Source organism: Shewanella insulae (assembly GCF_009831655.1).
In the GTDB taxonomy this organism is placed as follows: domain Bacteria; phylum Pseudomonadota; class Gammaproteobacteria; order Enterobacterales; family Shewanellaceae; genus Shewanella; species Shewanella insulae.
Genome location: NZ_WRPA01000005.1, coordinates 121,561 through 136,420 on the forward strand (window position 1 = coordinate 121,561; position 14,860 = coordinate 136,420).

Annotated in this window: 12 protein-coding genes; 6 read left to right on the top strand and 6 right to left on the bottom strand. The window is 51.6% G+C overall.

The features are described from left to right. Positions 1–44: 44 nt before the first annotated feature. The gene (ylqF, locus tag GNT65_RS07645) at positions 45–986 is read right to left on the bottom strand and encodes a ribosome biogenesis GTPase YlqF (RefSeq protein WP_160794932.1); all 942 of its coding nucleotides are present in this window, start codon (positions 984–986) and stop codon (positions 45–47) included. Positions 987–1,094: 108 nt separating this feature from the next. Beyond that, positions 1,095–1,934, bottom strand: coding sequence for an isopenicillin N synthase family dioxygenase (locus GNT65_RS07650; RefSeq protein WP_160794934.1), 840 nt, complete (start codon positions 1,932–1,934; stop codon positions 1,095–1,097). A 277-nt stretch (positions 1,935–2,211) separates the two neighbouring features. Here GNT65_RS07650 and GNT65_RS07655 point away from each other — a divergent pair, with 277 nt between their 5' ends. Next, the gene (locus GNT65_RS07655; protein ID WP_160794936.1) at positions 2,212–3,129 is read left to right on the top strand and encodes a bifunctional methionine sulfoxide reductase B/A protein; all 918 of its coding nucleotides are present in this window, start codon (positions 2,212–2,214) and stop codon (positions 3,127–3,129) included. 67 nt (positions 3,130–3,196) lie between these two features. Here the strand turns inward: GNT65_RS07655 and GNT65_RS07660 are convergent, their stop codons facing one another. Next, entirely contained in the window at positions 3,197–4,756 is a 1,560-nt protein-coding gene (locus GNT65_RS07660; RefSeq protein ID WP_160794938.1) for a SulP family inorganic anion transporter, read from the bottom strand. 127 nt (positions 4,757–4,883) lie between these two features. After that, positions 4,884–8,273 carry a ribonuclease E gene (gene rne, locus GNT65_RS07665; protein WP_160794940.1) on the bottom strand — a complete coding sequence of 1,130 codons (3,390 nt, stop codon included), beginning with the start codon at positions 8,271–8,273 and terminating at the stop codon, positions 4,884–4,886. A gap of 597 nt (positions 8,274–8,870) precedes the next feature. Between rne and rluC the strand changes: the two genes are divergently transcribed. Both rluC and GNT65_RS07675 read left to right on the top strand, forming a co-directional pair. Beyond that, positions 8,871–9,830: a 23S rRNA pseudouridine(955/2504/2580) synthase RluC gene (gene rluC / locus GNT65_RS07670; protein ID WP_160794942.1), complete on the top strand. Its 960-nt coding sequence runs from the start codon at positions 8,871–8,873 to the stop codon at positions 9,828–9,830. Beyond that, on the top strand, positions 9,827–10,486 hold the full coding sequence (locus tag GNT65_RS07675; protein WP_160794944.1) for an HAD-IA family hydrolase: 660 nt from the start codon (positions 9,827–9,829) through the stop codon (positions 10,484–10,486). The genes rluC and GNT65_RS07675 overlap by 4 nt, the downstream gene beginning before the upstream one ends. Here the strand turns inward: GNT65_RS07675 and GNT65_RS07680 are convergent. Beyond that, complete coding sequence (locus GNT65_RS07680; protein WP_160794946.1) at positions 10,467–11,840, bottom strand: sensor domain-containing diguanylate cyclase; 1,374 nt, start codon at positions 11,838–11,840, stop codon at positions 10,467–10,469. The two genes, GNT65_RS07675 and GNT65_RS07680, sit on opposite strands and share 20 nt — an antisense overlap. A 258-nt stretch (positions 11,841–12,098) precedes the next feature. Beyond that, entirely contained in the window at positions 12,099–12,695 is a 597-nt protein-coding gene (locus GNT65_RS07685) for a Maf family protein (RefSeq protein ID WP_160794948.1), read from the bottom strand. 405 nt (positions 12,696–13,100) lie between these two features. On the opposite strand from GNT65_RS07685, the gene yceD reads away from it, so the two are divergent. The 3 genes from yceD to plsX are packed head-to-tail and all read left to right on the top strand — an operon-like array spanning position 13,101 to position 14,856. Further along, entirely contained in the window at positions 13,101–13,625 is a 525-nt protein-coding gene (gene yceD / locus GNT65_RS07690; protein WP_160794950.1) for a 23S rRNA accumulation protein YceD, read from the top strand. A 17-nt stretch (positions 13,626–13,642) separates the two neighbouring features. Further along, on the top strand, positions 13,643–13,813 hold the full coding sequence (gene rpmF / locus GNT65_RS07695) for a 50S ribosomal protein L32 (RefSeq protein ID WP_011865398.1): 171 nt from the start codon (positions 13,643–13,645) through the stop codon (positions 13,811–13,813). 14 nt (positions 13,814–13,827) lie between these two features. Beyond that, positions 13,828–14,856 (top strand): phosphate acyltransferase PlsX, encoded by a 1,029-nt coding sequence (gene plsX / locus GNT65_RS07700; RefSeq protein ID WP_160794952.1) that lies wholly within the window; start codon positions 13,828–13,830, stop codon positions 14,854–14,856. The last annotated feature ends 4 nt before the right edge of the window (positions 14,857–14,860 follow it).

Consider the following 14,860-nt stretch of genomic DNA (forward strand, 5'->3'; position numbering starts at 1 on the left):
TTCGAGAGCGTCATCTTGCAAGCGGCATTTTTTAAGTTGCTAGCTTAGTCGTTATGACGAACGCCCGAACGCTTTTGGCGCTCAGCCTCGATCTTCGCCTGCTTCTCCGCCTCTTTTTCGGCCAGGATACGAGCCACTTCCGCCTTTTCGGCATCGGCCATCTCTGGGGTTTCCAGTGACAACTGACCTATCTTACCCGAGCGGAACTCATGCAGTAGCAGTTCCGAGGCCTTGTGCAGATCGATTCTGCCGCCTGGTCTCAAGGCGCCACGATTGCGACCAATCGCCTCGAGCAGACCTATGTCATCACTAGGAAGTTCTTTGAGCTTATAGCGCTCAAGCATGGCATCGGGATAGGCCTTGAGGAAGTATTCGGCGGCAAACATGGCCACATCTTCATATTCCATTGCCGTGTCTTTGATGGCGCCGGTTACCGCCAGGCGGTAGCCGCTGGCCTCGTTGTCCACCTTAGGCCATAGGATGCCGGGGGTGTCTGATAGTACGATGCCATTCTTCAAATTAATACGCTGCTGGGTCTTGGTGACCGCAGGCTCATTCCCCGTCTTGGCAATCACTCTTCCCGCCAAGGTGTTAATGATGGTCGACTTGCCTACGTTAGGGATCCCCATGATCATGGTACGGATATCTTTTTCTACCTTGTCACGGTTAGGCACTAGCTTACGACAGAGTTCGGGGACCTTACGCACCTGGGCTGCCTGCAGCGTGGTGATGGCCATCGCCTTCACCCCTTGCTCTTGCTCCAGGTAGTCGATCCAGCGCTGGGTGATCTCCGGATCGGCTAGATCTGACTTGTTGAGCAGCTTGATACAGGGCCTGTCACCACGCAAACTGGCGACCATAGGGTTTTCGCTGCTATAGGGAATACGGGCGTCGAGCACTTCGATCACCAGATCGACTTGAGGCATCACCTCTGCTATTTCTTTGCGCGCCTTGTGCATATGGCCTGGAAACCACTGAATTGCCATCTCTGTACTCTGTCTCTGTGCAAATTTGGGGAGGGATTTTACCCTGATACAGTTTAAAAATCATAAATAAAAAGCGCCCTTGGGCGCTTTTTATCTTAGTCGAGGGTGTTAGATAACGCCCAATTCTCTCAGACGCTCCATCAGGTAGGTGTCGGCGGTGTAACGCTCCGACAGGACCACTTCTGGTTTAGGATGGAGGAAGAGGGGCAGCGAGATACGCGAGCGTGTCTTGTCGGCGCCTTCTGGATTGATCACTCTGTGGGTCGTCGAAGGGAAATAACCGCCCGACGCTTCCTGGAGCATGTCGCCAATATTGATGATCAAGTTGCCGAAATCGCTGGGTACATCTAACCAGTCGCCTGATTTGGCTTTCACCTGCAGGCCAGGCTCGTTAGCGGCCGGCAATACGGTAAGCAGGTTAATATCTTCATGGGCCGCGGCGCGAATGGCACCTAGCTCTTCATCGCCCGACATTGGCGGATAGTGAAGAATGCGCAGCAGTGTCTTATGGCTGTTCTCTATCATCTTAGGTAGGGCGATAGAGTAATTGACAGCCACTTCTGCTGGAGTATGGGCTTCTACCCAACCGAGTAGCTCCTCGGCCAGTGCGTTAGCTTCCTGATAGTAGCGCAGTATGTTCTCTCTAAGGGAGTCTGGAATGCGCCCCCAAGGATAGACATGGTAGTATTCTTTGATATCTTTCACCGTATGGCCTTTGGCAGTTTCAGATACCTCGGAAGGGAAGAAACCATCGTGGGTTTCCGGCTTAAACAGGTAGTTGTGCTTGTCATCGCTATTGAAGAAGGCCTGCCACTCTTCATAGATGGTATCGACCAAAGCCTTGTCGATCGGGTGATTTGAGAGTACGCCAAATCCTGTTTCGCGCAAGGACTCAACGAATCGCTTGGCGCTGTCTTGAGCACGGTAATCTATTGTTTCTAATTTCATATTTTGTTTTCTTGTTATTGAACCCCGCTGGCAGTTTAACCTTGGGATCGCCTTTGAGCAATTGGGTGTGACAAAAATCACGCTTTCATTGTTTGGTGACGAGAAGAGCTTGGTTTGCCTCTAAAATTTTTACTATTAAAATCATGCTTTAGCTAACAAACAGCAGGTGGACACTATAATGATGCAATAACCTACCTGTTTACTAGGTCTTTTATCTGCTATTGTGTGAGTAGAGTGGTCTGAATGGCCTGAGGGAAAGTCGTACAGGAGTGCAAGAGTGCGTGAACTAACGGAATTTGAGCGGTATGTGATTGAGGATAAGGGCACGGAGCGCCCCTTTAGTGGTGAGTACAATCAGCACGATGCGCCTGGAGTCTATCATTGTAAGCGTTGCGATGCGCCTCTCTATCTGTCTGAGCATAAGTTTAACGCCCATTGTGGCTGGCCTGCCTTCGATGATGAGATCCCGGGCGCTGTTAAGCGTGTATCGGACGCAGATGGCCATCGTGTCGAGATAGTGTGTCAGCAGTGTGGTGGTCATCTTGGTCATGTGTTTGAGGGGGAGTATCTGACTAGCAAGAATCTGCGCCACTGTGTGAATTCTGTCTCTATGGTATTCAAGGGAAGAGCGGAGCGGCAGAACGTTGACAGCCATATTCGCTGGGCAACATTGGGCGGTGGCTGCTTCTGGTGTCTGGAGGCGGTATTTAGTCAGCTCAGAGGCGTGATATCGGTTAAGTCTGGCTATGCCGGTGGCGATGAGTCGACAGCTAATTATCGAGCCGTATGCACTGGAGATACCGGTCATGCCGAGGTGGTGCAGATTGAGTTCGACAGCCATATAATCAGCTATGAAGAGCTGCTGGAGGTATTCTGGCAAAGCCATGATCCCACAACGCTCAACCGTCAGGGCAATGATGTCGGTACCCAGTATCGCTCGGTGATCTTTACCCATGACGATGAACAGATTCAAGCGGCGAGTCAGATGATAGCCAGACTGACTGAGGCGAGCATCTTCGACAAGCCCATAGTGACTGAGCTGGTGGCATTGGATAACTTCTATCCCGCCGAGCCTTATCACGATGCCTATTTCGAGCATAATGGGCAGCAGCCCTACTGTCAGGTGGTAGTTAAACCTAAGGTAGATAAGATAAAGGCCCTGTTTAAGGAACGGCTCAAATCGGGCGGCGGATAATAAAAAAGGCGCATCATGCGCCTTTTTTATTGCCAAGGTTTAGCCAGCTTATATAGAGCTGGACCCCTTAAGAATCTAGTTTGTCGTCGGCCACCTTATAGTGGGGGTCTTCTATTAGGTTGACCTCCACCAAGTCGCCTGCCTTATGCAGTAGCTGCTTGCAATCGTGACTAAGGTGACGAAGATGTAATCGTTTACCCGAGCTCACATAACGCTCCGCCAGGGTGTCGATGGCATCGAGGGCCGAGTGATCACACACGCGAGAGTTTTGGAAATCCACAATCACATCCTGAGGATCTGTCTTGGCGTGGAACAGTTCCAAAAACTCGGCGACCGAACCAAAGAAGAGTGGGCCGTTGAGCTTATAGACTTTCCAGCCGTTAGCATCTTCACTCACATCGACGTTGATGTGTTTGGCGTGCTCCCAGGCAAATACCAATGCCGAGACGATAACGCCGACAAATACCGCAAAGGCGAGATCGGTAAACACTGTCACCACAGTTACCAGGACGATGACGAAGGCGTCGTGCTTAGGCACCTTACGCATTACCTTGAAGCTTGCCCACTCAAAGGTGCCTAGTACTACCATGAACATTACACCAACCAGTGCCGCCAACGGGATCATCTCAATCAACGACGAACCGAACAAGATGAAGGCCAGCAGGGCGATGGCCGCCGTGATGCCTGAGAGTCTGCCGCGCCCGCCTGAGTTTATGTTGATCATCGACTGACCTATCATGGCACAGCCACCCATGGCGCCGAAGAAACCACTCGTGATGTTACCTATACCCTGGCCAACACACTCTTTGTTGCCTTTACCCCGGGTGCTGGTCATCTCATCGATCACCGTCAGCGTCAGCAGAGATTCGATGAGGCCTACCGCCGCTAAAATAAAGGAGTAGGGCAGTATGATAGAGAGAGTCTCCAGGTTAAAGGGCACAGACGGAATGGCGAAGGTCGGCAGGCTACCCGCTATGGTCGCGCTCTCATCGCCTGACATGGACTTCAAGAAGTCCAGTACGTTACGAGTATCGAGTTCGAAATAGACCGCAATGGCGGTTACCGTGAGGATCGCCGCTAATGATGACGGAAACGCCGTGGTAAGTTTAGGCAGGAAATGGATAATCGCCATGGTGAGGGCGACGAGGCCAAGCATCAACGCGAGTTGATCCTGTGGCAGCCAGGTCAATACGCCGTTTGCATCGGGGACCTTAAACTGACCGAGCTGTGCCAGGAAGATCACGATAGCTAAGCCGTTAACGAAGCCTATCATCACAGGATAGGGCACGATGCGAATAAATTTCCCCAGCTTTAGCAGACCGCATCCGACTTGTATCAGGCCTGCCAGCACTACGGCGGCAAAGAGATATTGCACCCCATGTTCACTGACCAAGGCTACCATGACCACGGCCATGGCGCCGGTGGCACCAGAGATCATGCCGGGACGACCACCGATGAGCGCGGTAACCAGGCCCATGATGAAGGCGGCATACAGGCCAACCATAGGCTCGACACCGGCGACGAAGGCAAAAGCAACCGCTTCGGGGACCAGTGCTAACGCAACCGTGAGTCCCGACAACAAATCGGCTCTGTGGCTGCTGGTTTTGTGACGAATAAGATCGAACATTTAGCCTCTGTTATTAATCTGTTAGTTGATTGATTTTCGGCCGCGCATACTAGCAAAATAGCGGCGCTAATAAAATAAAAAGCCATGCATTATCGCATGGCTTTTTTGACTTAAGGCTTATTATACCTTAGGGACGTGCCATTTCCGAGTTTGCACTGTTAGTGCGTTTCGCTGGCTCGGCCGAGGCCTCTTTTGCCGCGTGCTCGTATTGACGACCCGATGGTGTTTCAACTTGAGCCCTGGCTTCTATCTCTGGTTTGGACATGGTTGAACTCACCATGGAACCGAAGCGGCTAGTGGCCTTAGGCGCAGGCTTTTCTGTCTTGTCGCCAGCTTCCTCGGCAGGCTTGGACTCTGCGGTTTCAGCCTTAACAGGCTTAGCGGCAGGCTTCACCTGAGCGATGGGGGCTTGCACTGCAACAGGCTTTGCCATTGGCGCTGTGGCGGCGCTGTTCTCTTTGGCGGCAGGGGCTTCAGTAACAGGGGCTTCAGTTTCAGCCTTGGCCTCTTGCACCTCCACTGCAGGCTCGTCGACAACAGGTGCAGCTTCTACCGTTTCAGCCGCAACAACTGGCTCTTCGGCCTGCGCTGTCACTTCTTCCGCTTGAAGCGCCTCTTCCTGATCCGCCTTAATCTCTTCAGGTGTGCTGGTCAGATCAAGCTCTGCCTGGACTTCCTCTTTCAGACTGGTTTCAGCTTCGCTTGCCAGTGGCAGGCTTTGCTGAGCTTTTTCTGTTGAGGTCTCCTCTTTAGAGGCGACTTTGGCCTTTGGCGCACGACGTTTTGGCTTAGGCTTGCCCTCTTCTTGAGTGGCGTCACCCTTAACCGATTTCTGTGCAGATGCTTCCTCGGTAACGGAGGTGGCCGCATCTGTCGTCTCGGCTTTGCTAGTAGCGCCTTGCTTATCTTCTTTCTCAGTCGCTGGAGCCTGAGCTTCACTGACAACTTCAACACCACTCTCGGCTTGTTCTAGCTGAGGTGCGGTGTCCACCTCATTCGGAATAAAGGCGGGTTCGGCATTGTTGGCTTCACCGTTACTCTCTTCGTCACGACGACGGCGTTGACCGGCAGCGCGAAGATGACGAGGGCTACGACGGCTGCGACGCTGACCTTCTCTTGGTTCACGCTTGCTGTCATCGGTCTCTTGAGCCTGAGCACTTGCGTCATCCCCTTGCGTTTCGCCTTCGGTTGCCTTGCTCTCTTCGAGCTGAGGCTGAGCGTCACTCTCGGCCTGAGTCTCGACAGCAGTTTGCTTGGCAGTCGTTTCTTCTACGACGCTTTGCGCTTCAGGCTCTAATGCTGTCTTGTCTTCTGTCTTGTCGACTTTTTCTTGCTTAGGCTTGCTCTTACGAGGCTGGCGTTTTTGGCGCTGTGGCTTCTCATCAGCTTTGGTGTCGGCGGCTGGTACTTGCACCTGCTCGTCGTTAGCCTTTTCAGCTACCTGTACCAGTGCTGCCTCATCGGCTAGCTGCTGCTCAGACTGTACACGAACCTTACGGCGCATGTTGCGGCGCTGACGGCGTTCGCGGGCGGCTTCCTGTTTAGGTTGTTGCGCTTGGCCTTCGCTCGCTTTGCTTTGGCTTTGCGGCTTATCGTCACGGTCACGCTTTTGGCGTTTCTCGTTACGGCTCTTAGCGGCGCGATTGCCAGCATCTTCGCTCTTGCCACCACGACTACGCTTGTTGTCAGCCTCTTTGTCTTCATCACGGTTCTTACGCGCGTCGTTACGACGGTTGTTGCGACGCGTATTACGACTCTGTGCGTTGCGGCGAGGTTGCTCTTTCTTAGGGGCTTCCTTAGGTTGCTCCGGCTCACCGCTAAACAGCTTACCAATGGCGGCTAGAAGCTTGGCAATGAGGCCTGGCTCCTGTGGCTTTTCTACCTGTTTGGTCTGGACCGGCGCCTCTTTGCTTGGTGCACCTTTAACTGGTGTCGAGAAGCCTTTGAGGGCAGGCTCGGGAGCGGCGGCACGCTCTAGCTTACGCGGTTCGTAGAGCTTAGATTCAGGTTGCTCAAGCAGCTTGTAGCTTGATTCGCTGATCTGATCGTCTTTGCGATGGCGGCTCACGCGGTAGTCAGGTGTCGTCATGTTAGGATCTGGGATCACATAGACTTCGACGCCATGACGCTGCTCTGTGATACGAATGGCTTTACGCTTCTCGTTCAGCAGGAAGGCGGCGACATCGACAGGTACGACGGCCTCGATCTGTGAGGTGTTTTCTTTAATCGCTTCCTCTTCCATCAGACGCAGGATAGAGAGGGCAAGCGATTCGGTACCACGAATAGTGCCTTGGCCATGACAGCGTGGACACAGGTGCGCGGCAGACTCTTCCAGAGATGGACGCAGACGCTGACGTGACATCTCCATCAGACCGAAGCGAGAGATGCGTCCCAATTGGACACGGGCTCTATCGTGATGCACGGCGTCACGCATTCTGTTTTCGACTTCGCGCTGGTGTCTGACCGGTGTCATGTCGATGAAATCGATAACGACCAGGCCACCCAAGTCACGTAGACGCAGCTGACGGGCGATCTCGTCGGCTGCTTCAAGGTTGGTATTAAGCGCTGTCTCTTCGATATCCCCGCCCTTCGTTGCACGGGCCGAGTTGATATCGATTGAGGTTAGTGCCTCGGTTGGATCGATAACGATAGAGCCACCAGAAGGGAGACGCACTTCACGCTGGAAGGCCGATTCGATCTGGGTTTCAATCTGGTAATGGGTAAACAGTGGTACTTCTGCCTCGTAGCGCTTGATTCGATCGACGAAGTCTGGGCGTACCAAAGATACGTGTTGTTTAGCCTGCTCATAAATACGTTGATGGTCGATAAGTACTTCACCGACATCGCGGCGCAAATAGTCACGAATGGCGCGTACGATAACATTACTTTCCTGATGGATCAGGAAAGGTGCAGGGCGGTTTTGCGCCGCTTCTTCGATGGCTGCCCAGTGGTGCTGAAGGACCTTAAGGTCCCATTTGAGCTCGGCGGCATCTTTACCTACACCTGCGGTGCGTACGATAAGTCCCATACCCTGAGGGACTTCCAGCTCAGACATGGCGGCTTTTAGCTCGGTACGCTCATCGCCTTCGATTCGGCGAGAAATACCACCGGCGCGAGGGTTGTTTGGCATTAGCACCAGGTAAGAGCCCGCCAGACTGATGAAGGTGGTCAGGGCTGCGCCCTTGTTGCCACGCTCTTCTTTGTCAATCTGAACTATGACTTCCTGACCCTCTTTCACCACCTCTTTGATGTTAGGACGGCCTTGGAAAGAGTAGCCTTTAGGGAAGTACTCGCGTGCAATTTCTTTGAGGGGGAGGAAACCATGACGCTCGGCGCCGTAGTCGACGAAAGCCGCTTCGAGAGAGGGTTCTACGCGGGTGATTTTACCCTTGTAGATGTTGGCTTTTTTCTGCTCGTGACCAGGGCTCTCGATGTCGAGATCGTATAGTTGTTGCCCATCAACTAGGGCAACGCGCAACTCTTCAGATTGAGTCGCATTAATTAACATCCGTTTCATGATGACGTATTTCTTCTTAAAATAAGGTCATCAAACGAAGCTGTTGTCGATGCATTACGGGCCCAGAATGATAAGTGGAGCCTCACGGCTTGGGTCTGGGCTAGGGTGCGCAATCTCTGTAAGACGCAATCGCTGCGTGTCGCATCCTATTTATGGCTTATTTTTTAAAATCGCTAAAAACAAGGAATTCGTTGTTAAACGTCAACCAACCCCATAAATTCTAATGTACTTTCCGGTAATGCCAAAATCGATACGTGCTCGTCTGACGACAAGTGAATATTAAACTTCGAATTTGGAGCGCTATTCTTAGAGAAACCACGTTTAAATGTGGCATTTATACTGCGTTTAGTCGTTTAAACTCGTTTTCTCGGTTTATTTTTATCTAACGACTTGTAAGTCAATCACTTACTACTCAGTAAAAATAGTTTTTAGTCTCTGCTCTTCGCGCTTGCATTGGGGGATTTGTGAACACTTTATTCAGTATTTATCCCCATTGGCGTGGCAAATATAGCAACAATCCTGAAAATCAGCAAATGGAAAGGCACAAAACTTGTTATCTGATGTACAATGTGAAGCTTGAAAGAGACAAGGCGTAGCATGAACAAGCAACAAGCATTAAATAAAGTCGAACTGGTGACAATTGACGAGGATCACCTGGGCCAGCGAATCGATAACTTTCTGGTGACTAAACTGAAAGGCGTCCCTAAGAGTATGATCTATCGTATCGTGCGCAAGGGTGAAGTTCGCGTTAACAAGAAACGGATCAAGCCCGAATATAAGCTGCAAGATGGTGACGTGGTGCGTATTCCGCCAGTTCGTGTATCCAGCAATGACGACAAACCAGGGCCGAGTGCCAAGTTGACTAAGGTGTCTCAACTTGAGGGGCGTATCCTGTTTGAAGATAAGGCCCTTATAGTGCTCAATAAGCCTGCCGGCATCGCGGTGCATGGCGGCAGTGGTGTGGATTTTGGCGTTATCGAGGCAATGCGTTCGCTCAGACCGCAGCAGAAGTTTCTCGAACTGGTTCACCGATTGGATAAGGAAACTTCGGGTGTCTTGTTGATCGCCAAGAAGCGCAGCGCCCTTAAACACCTACATGATCAGCTGCGTTATAAGAAGATGCAGAAGGACTACCAGGCCCTGGTGCGTGGTGAATGGCAAAAGCATGACAAGGTGATCAATGCGCCGCTGTTGAAACTGACTCTTAAGTCTGGTGAGCGTATCGTGCGTGTTAATCAGGAGGGGAAACCCTCGGAAACCCGTTTTAAGATAATGCAACGCTATCAAGGGGTCACCCTGGTACAGGCCAGTCCGGTTACCGGCCGTACCCACCAGATCCGTGTGCATTGCCAGTATGCCGGTCACCCCATTGCCTGTGATGAGAAATACAGCGAGCAGAAGTTTGATGATGCCATGCGTCAGTTGGGCCTCAATCGTCTTTTTCTCCATGCCGCTCAGCTGAAATTTACCCATCCGGTCACGGAGGAGGTGATGCAGGTGAAGGCGCCACTGGACAGCGCGCTACAAGAATTGTTGAATAAATTGGATAAGGCATGAAACGATACGATTTAGTGATATTCGATTGGGATGGCACCCTGATGGACTCGGTCAGCAAGATAGTAGCTTGTATGCAGCAGACCGCCAGGGAGCTGAGTATGTTGGTGCCGAGCGAACAAGCGATTCGTGACATCATAGGCCTGTCGATGGACGAGGCGCTAAATGTATTGCATCCCAGCGCCTGCGAGCAGACACGTGAGAATATGGTGAACGTGTATCGCAAACAGTATCTGCAGCTTAATCAAACGCCCAGCCCAGTCTTTGAAGGTGCCGAGCAGCTGCTTTTGTCCCTCAAGGCTTCTGGGCATCAACTGGCGGTGGCTACCGGCAAGGCACGCGCCGGCTTAGACAGGGTACTCAATGAAACAGGATTTCATCAGCACTTTGTGGCCAGTCGCTGTGCCGACGAGGCCAAGAGTAAGCCTCACCCGCAGATGCTACACGAGCTGTTGTCGCTGCTTGATGTTGCGCCCGATAAGGCGGTGATGATTGGCGATTCGGTGCACGATCTCAATATGGCGAGCAATGCCGGCATAGACGGCATAGGCGTGAGTTATGGTGCCCATTCGGCGCCAAAGCTACAGGAAGCCAATCCAGTCGCTATCGCTGAGTATCCGCTGGCGCTGCTTCCGCTTATTACTGGCAAGGCTGGTTAAGCCGCTTGCGGCGCTTGTTGCGGTACATAGACTTGTCCGCCATGCAGATAAGCGCCGATACGTCCCTCTGCTCTGGCTCGACCCAGTGGTAACCTATACTGGCGGCGAGTCTGAGTTGCTCTCCCTCATGCCTAATGCCCTCTTCTAGCTTCTGATTGAGGCTTAGGCTAAGTGCGTTGAGCAGCTGTCTTTTGTCACTCTCATCTTTGGCCTCGAAGCTATGCAGTATGATGAACTCGTCGCCGCCGATACGAGCTACCATCTCAGCATTGGAACAAACCGTCCTTAAAATCTCGGCAACTCTCTGTAGTACCTTGTCACCAACCTGATGGTTGTAGTTGTCGTTGATCTGCTTGAAATCATCGAGATCCAGATAGAGTACGGCCAAGTCTGCCTGCTGCTCTGGCAATTTGGGTAACAGTTTGGCGAAATGGTTAAATAGGGCGAGGCGATTAGGCAGCTGAGTTAGTGAGTCGTGGAAGGCGAGGTATTCACTCTCCTCTTTGGCCTTTTGCAGCTCGGTAATGTTATGGGCCGATACGATGACGCCACTGATTTGGCCATTTTCATCCTGGTGGGGGTTGTGATGGACGTTGAGATACTGAGGTTCCGCCACCGAAGGGGGGTGAATGCGGGTCTGGGTGTTGATCGACTCTCCCGCGAAGGACCTGTCTAGCAGCGGCCTAATGTGGTTCTCGAATACCGCCTCGCCGTGGATTTCGCTGGCATGTTTGCCGATGATCTCGCTCGCGTCACAGTTAAGCAGATGCTCATAACCCTTAGAGACCACATGATAGCGATAGTCGAGGCCGACGAAGGACATCATATGATGGGTCGATGCAATCATCTCCTTGTGTACCGACAGCTCCCTCGACATCAGCAAGCGCTTATATTCGATACCGATCCGCTGGGCTAACAGGCGGAAGAACTCCCGTGACTTGGTATTTTCTCTCTGGGGGAGTGGATCCATGACTAAGATATGCCCGAGAGGGTTCCCTTCGTCGCCTAGGATGAGTTCGGCCTGGTAGCTGACGGCCCCGAGATCTTTGATAAGCTGAAAGTCGGGAAAGCGCTGCTGTAGATCACTCGCATACAAGAGATGGGTGTCGGGGTAGCGCATCTGGTAGATGGCTTCGCAGGGAGAGCCTTTGAGGTCAAACTCGAATCCGGGAATGGTTTGTTTGACGTCGCAAAAGGCTACTACCTCTATTTTTCCCCGATGTGTTGAAGGACGGGCGAACGCAGCCCAGCGACACTGTGTCACGAGGGCGAGAGCCTTGAGTGCCCGTTGAAAGAATCGCTCGTCGATGCAGGGGGCGGCGAGTAAGGCAAGAGCTTCTTCGAGATCGGTCATAATATAACCACCCAAAAATACAGTTGACTTCCTTGTCGCTATCAATGTTATTGGCGTTTGAAAATCTTCATTTTCAAAGTAGCTAGTTTTTATCCGTTTGTGAAGCCTTGTTTTAGTGAATAAATCTAAACCTTGGCTCGTCACTGGAATGAATGTCTGCTTTGGAGAGGTGTAAGGCCTGATGAAGGCCTTAACCTGGAGGTAGTAGAGCCTGGAGACGTTGGAAATCGCTAGCGGCTGGTGATTGCCGGATAGCCTTTATGCCTGTGCGGGGGCCAAGATGTCCACGCCTTGCTTAAACAACATCTGGGTGAGGGCGATCAGGGGTAAGCCCACAAGCGTATTGGGATCCCGTCCCTCGAGGCGATCGAACAGGGCGATGCCAAGGCCTTCAGATTTGAAGCTGCCGGCGCAGTAAAGGGGCTGCTCGGTATCGACGTAGTAATTGATCTGCTCTGAGGTCAGCACCCTAAAGTGAACGGTAAAGGGCTCGCAGATAACCTCGCTCGTCCCATCGGCCGCATTAAACAGGGCGAGGCCAGTATAGAAGGTGATCGACTTGCCTGAGACGCGCTCGAGTTGTGCAATGGCCTTGGCTCGCGTGAGCGGCTTACCTATGATGTCACCGTCGATGACGCAGACTTGATCTGAGCCGATAACCAGCCCACTATGGCGGTCTTGTGCGCCCGCCTTGGCTTTGGCCAATGCCAGGCGTATCACTAACTCCTGAGCCGACTCTCCCGTGATCGGCGTCTCGTCTACCTCAGGGGCACAGGTATCAAACTCGATAGCGAGTTTCTGAAGCAAAGACTGACGAAAAACTGAGGTGGAGGCGAGTATGATAGGCGGGGTCATGATTTTACCTTGTTTATCTGGTATCTATTGCGAGTGGCAAAACTTTTTAATGAATGGCGGCTATCATAAGCCATCTTGGGAAAAAAACGCAGAATTAAGTCGTGTGGCAGGTGAGATGGATAAGCAAGGTTTAACGCATCGGGACAAAAATGACTGCTTGAAGAGATCGATATGCGAGGTGCGGACTATATTTAGACAAGGGCAATGAAAAGAGGCGACTAAGGCCGTGCGAATGCTTCTATTTTAAGCGTGCGGGGCTTGAGTATCCATTGACCCTTGGGTAAAATTTTCGCTCCAACAATTTTTGAATTATTGATGGGTTTTATCGCTTTCGTTAACGGGATCGATAAAGGAGATAAATTTTCCTTTGACTCAAGGTAATTCAAACTATAATATGCGCGCCTTATGCAAACAGTAAAGATACCGGTCTCAATTGATCCTATACGCGCAGCGGCCAGCAAGCTTTCTTATGAAGGCCTTGTTCCCGGTGTGCAGCTAAAGCGATTAAATGAGTTATGTGCCGGCGACTGTTCCGATGTGGCAGTGTCGATTGAATGTGGTGTAGATATACAGGGGATAGTCTACCTGAAAGGGAAGGCTGTGACGGAGCTCACTCTGATATGTCAACGTTGCATGACGCTATTTACCACTGAGGTTACGGTCGACTTTTGTTTTAGCCCTTGCGGGTCTGAGGCAGAAATCGATGAGCTCCCGGATGCGTATGACCCTATTGAGTGCAATGAGATAGGTGAGATTCGTCTGCATCAATTGATTGAAGATGAATTGATAGTAGCTATGCCTTTGATCCCAATGCATGCAGAAGAAAGCTGCAGCAAAGGCGATCAAGATGTAGTAGTAGGCGAGATTGAACCCGCTCAAGAGGAGCGTCCAAATCCGTTTGCAGTGTTAGAAAAACTGAAGAGCAAGTAATCTAGGAGACAGGTCAAATGGCTGTACAACAGAATAAAAAATCTCGTTCAAAGCGCGGTATGCGCCGTTCACACGACGCGTTGAGCACTGCTCAACTGTCAGTTGATGCAACGAGTGGTGAACTACACCGTCGTCACAACGTGACTGCAGACGGTTACTACCGTGGTCAGAAGGTTATCAACAAGTAATCTGTTGATTGCCGATGACTAATCTGACGCTTGCGTTAGATGCGATGGGGGGCGATTTTGGTCCCCGCATCACAGTGCCTGCAACCCTGCAGGCACTTCGCTTATATCCCTTCTTACACGTCATCATGGTGGGTGACAGGTCGCAAATCGAACCTCTGCTAAGCCACCTGGAATCTGACATACTCTCACGTATCGAACTCGTGCATACCACAGAAGTGGTGAAGATGTGCGACAGACCCGTGCATGCGCTGCGTAACTGCAAGCAAAGCTCGATGCGTCTGGCGATCGAACTGGTACGGGATAAGAAGGCGCAGGCCTGTTTAAGCGCAGGTAACACCGGGGCCTTGATGGCCATCTCCAAGGTGTTACTCAAGACGCTGCCGGGTATAGACAGACCGGCCCTGGTCAGCTGCCTGCCGGCGGTCAATCATAAACCCGTATATCTGCTGGATCTCGGTGCCAACGTCTCCTGCTGCAGCGAAACCCTGTTTCAGTTTGCGGTGATGGGCTCAGTCCTGTGTGAGGCAGTGGATAAGAATCCTGCCCCAAAGGTTGCCCTGCTCAATGTGGGCATCGAAGAGATCAAGGGTAACGATCAGGTACAACAGGCGGGGCAGTTACTGCAACAGAGCCCGCAGCTCAATTACGCCGGATTTATCGAAGGCGATGCTATCTATTCGGGTAATGTCGATGTCATCGTCTGTGACGGTTTTGTCGGCAACATTACCCTGAAAACCTCTGAGGGGATTGCAAGGCTCCTCGTCCATCAGTTGAAGAAAGGCTTAACTCAAGGCTTTTTTGTACGATTACTGGCCAAGTTAATCGCCCCGCGCATTAATAGTGTTTTAAATCAGATGAACCCCGACCACTATAACGGAGCAAGTCTGATAGGATTGCGCGGAATTGTAGTAAAAAGTCATGGAAGTGCGGATGAATCTGCCTATTTACAAGCAATTAGTTTGGCAGTGACCGAAGCACAACGTCGGCTTCCCAAGATGATTGAAGAGCGTCTTGAGTCGATCCTTTTAGACATAAATAACTGATATC

Coding starts and splice junctions, on each gene's coding strand:
- GNT65_RS07685 (WP_160794948.1), bottom strand. CDS start 12,695: ATGACCCCGCCTATCATACTCGCCTCCACCTCAGTTTTTCGTCAGTCT.
- rpmF (WP_011865398.1), top strand. CDS start 13,643: ATGGCTGTACAACAGAATAAAAAATCTCGTTCAAAGCGCGGTATGCGC.
- GNT65_RS07675 (WP_160794944.1), top strand. CDS start 9,827: ATGAAACGATACGATTTAGTGATATTCGATTGGGATGGCACCCTGATG.
- rluC (WP_160794942.1), top strand. CDS start 8,871: ATGAACAAGCAACAAGCATTAAATAAAGTCGAACTGGTGACAATTGAC.
- GNT65_RS07660 (WP_160794938.1), bottom strand. CDS start 4,756: ATGTTCGATCTTATTCGTCACAAAACCAGCAGCCACAGAGCCGATTTG.
- ylqF (WP_160794932.1), bottom strand. CDS start 986: ATGGCAATTCAGTGGTTTCCAGGCCATATGCACAAGGCGCGCAAAGAA.
- rne (WP_160794940.1), bottom strand. CDS start 8,273: ATGAAACGGATGTTAATTAATGCGACTCAATCTGAAGAGTTGCGCGTT.
- yceD (WP_160794950.1), top strand. CDS start 13,101: ATGCAAACAGTAAAGATACCGGTCTCAATTGATCCTATACGCGCAGCG.
- GNT65_RS07680 (WP_160794946.1), bottom strand. CDS start 11,840: ATGACCGATCTCGAAGAAGCTCTTGCCTTACTCGCCGCCCCCTGCATC.
- plsX (WP_160794952.1), top strand. CDS start 13,828: ATGACTAATCTGACGCTTGCGTTAGATGCGATGGGGGGCGATTTTGGT.
- GNT65_RS07650 (WP_160794934.1), bottom strand. CDS start 1,934: ATGAAATTAGAAACAATAGATTACCGTGCTCAAGACAGCGCCAAGCGA.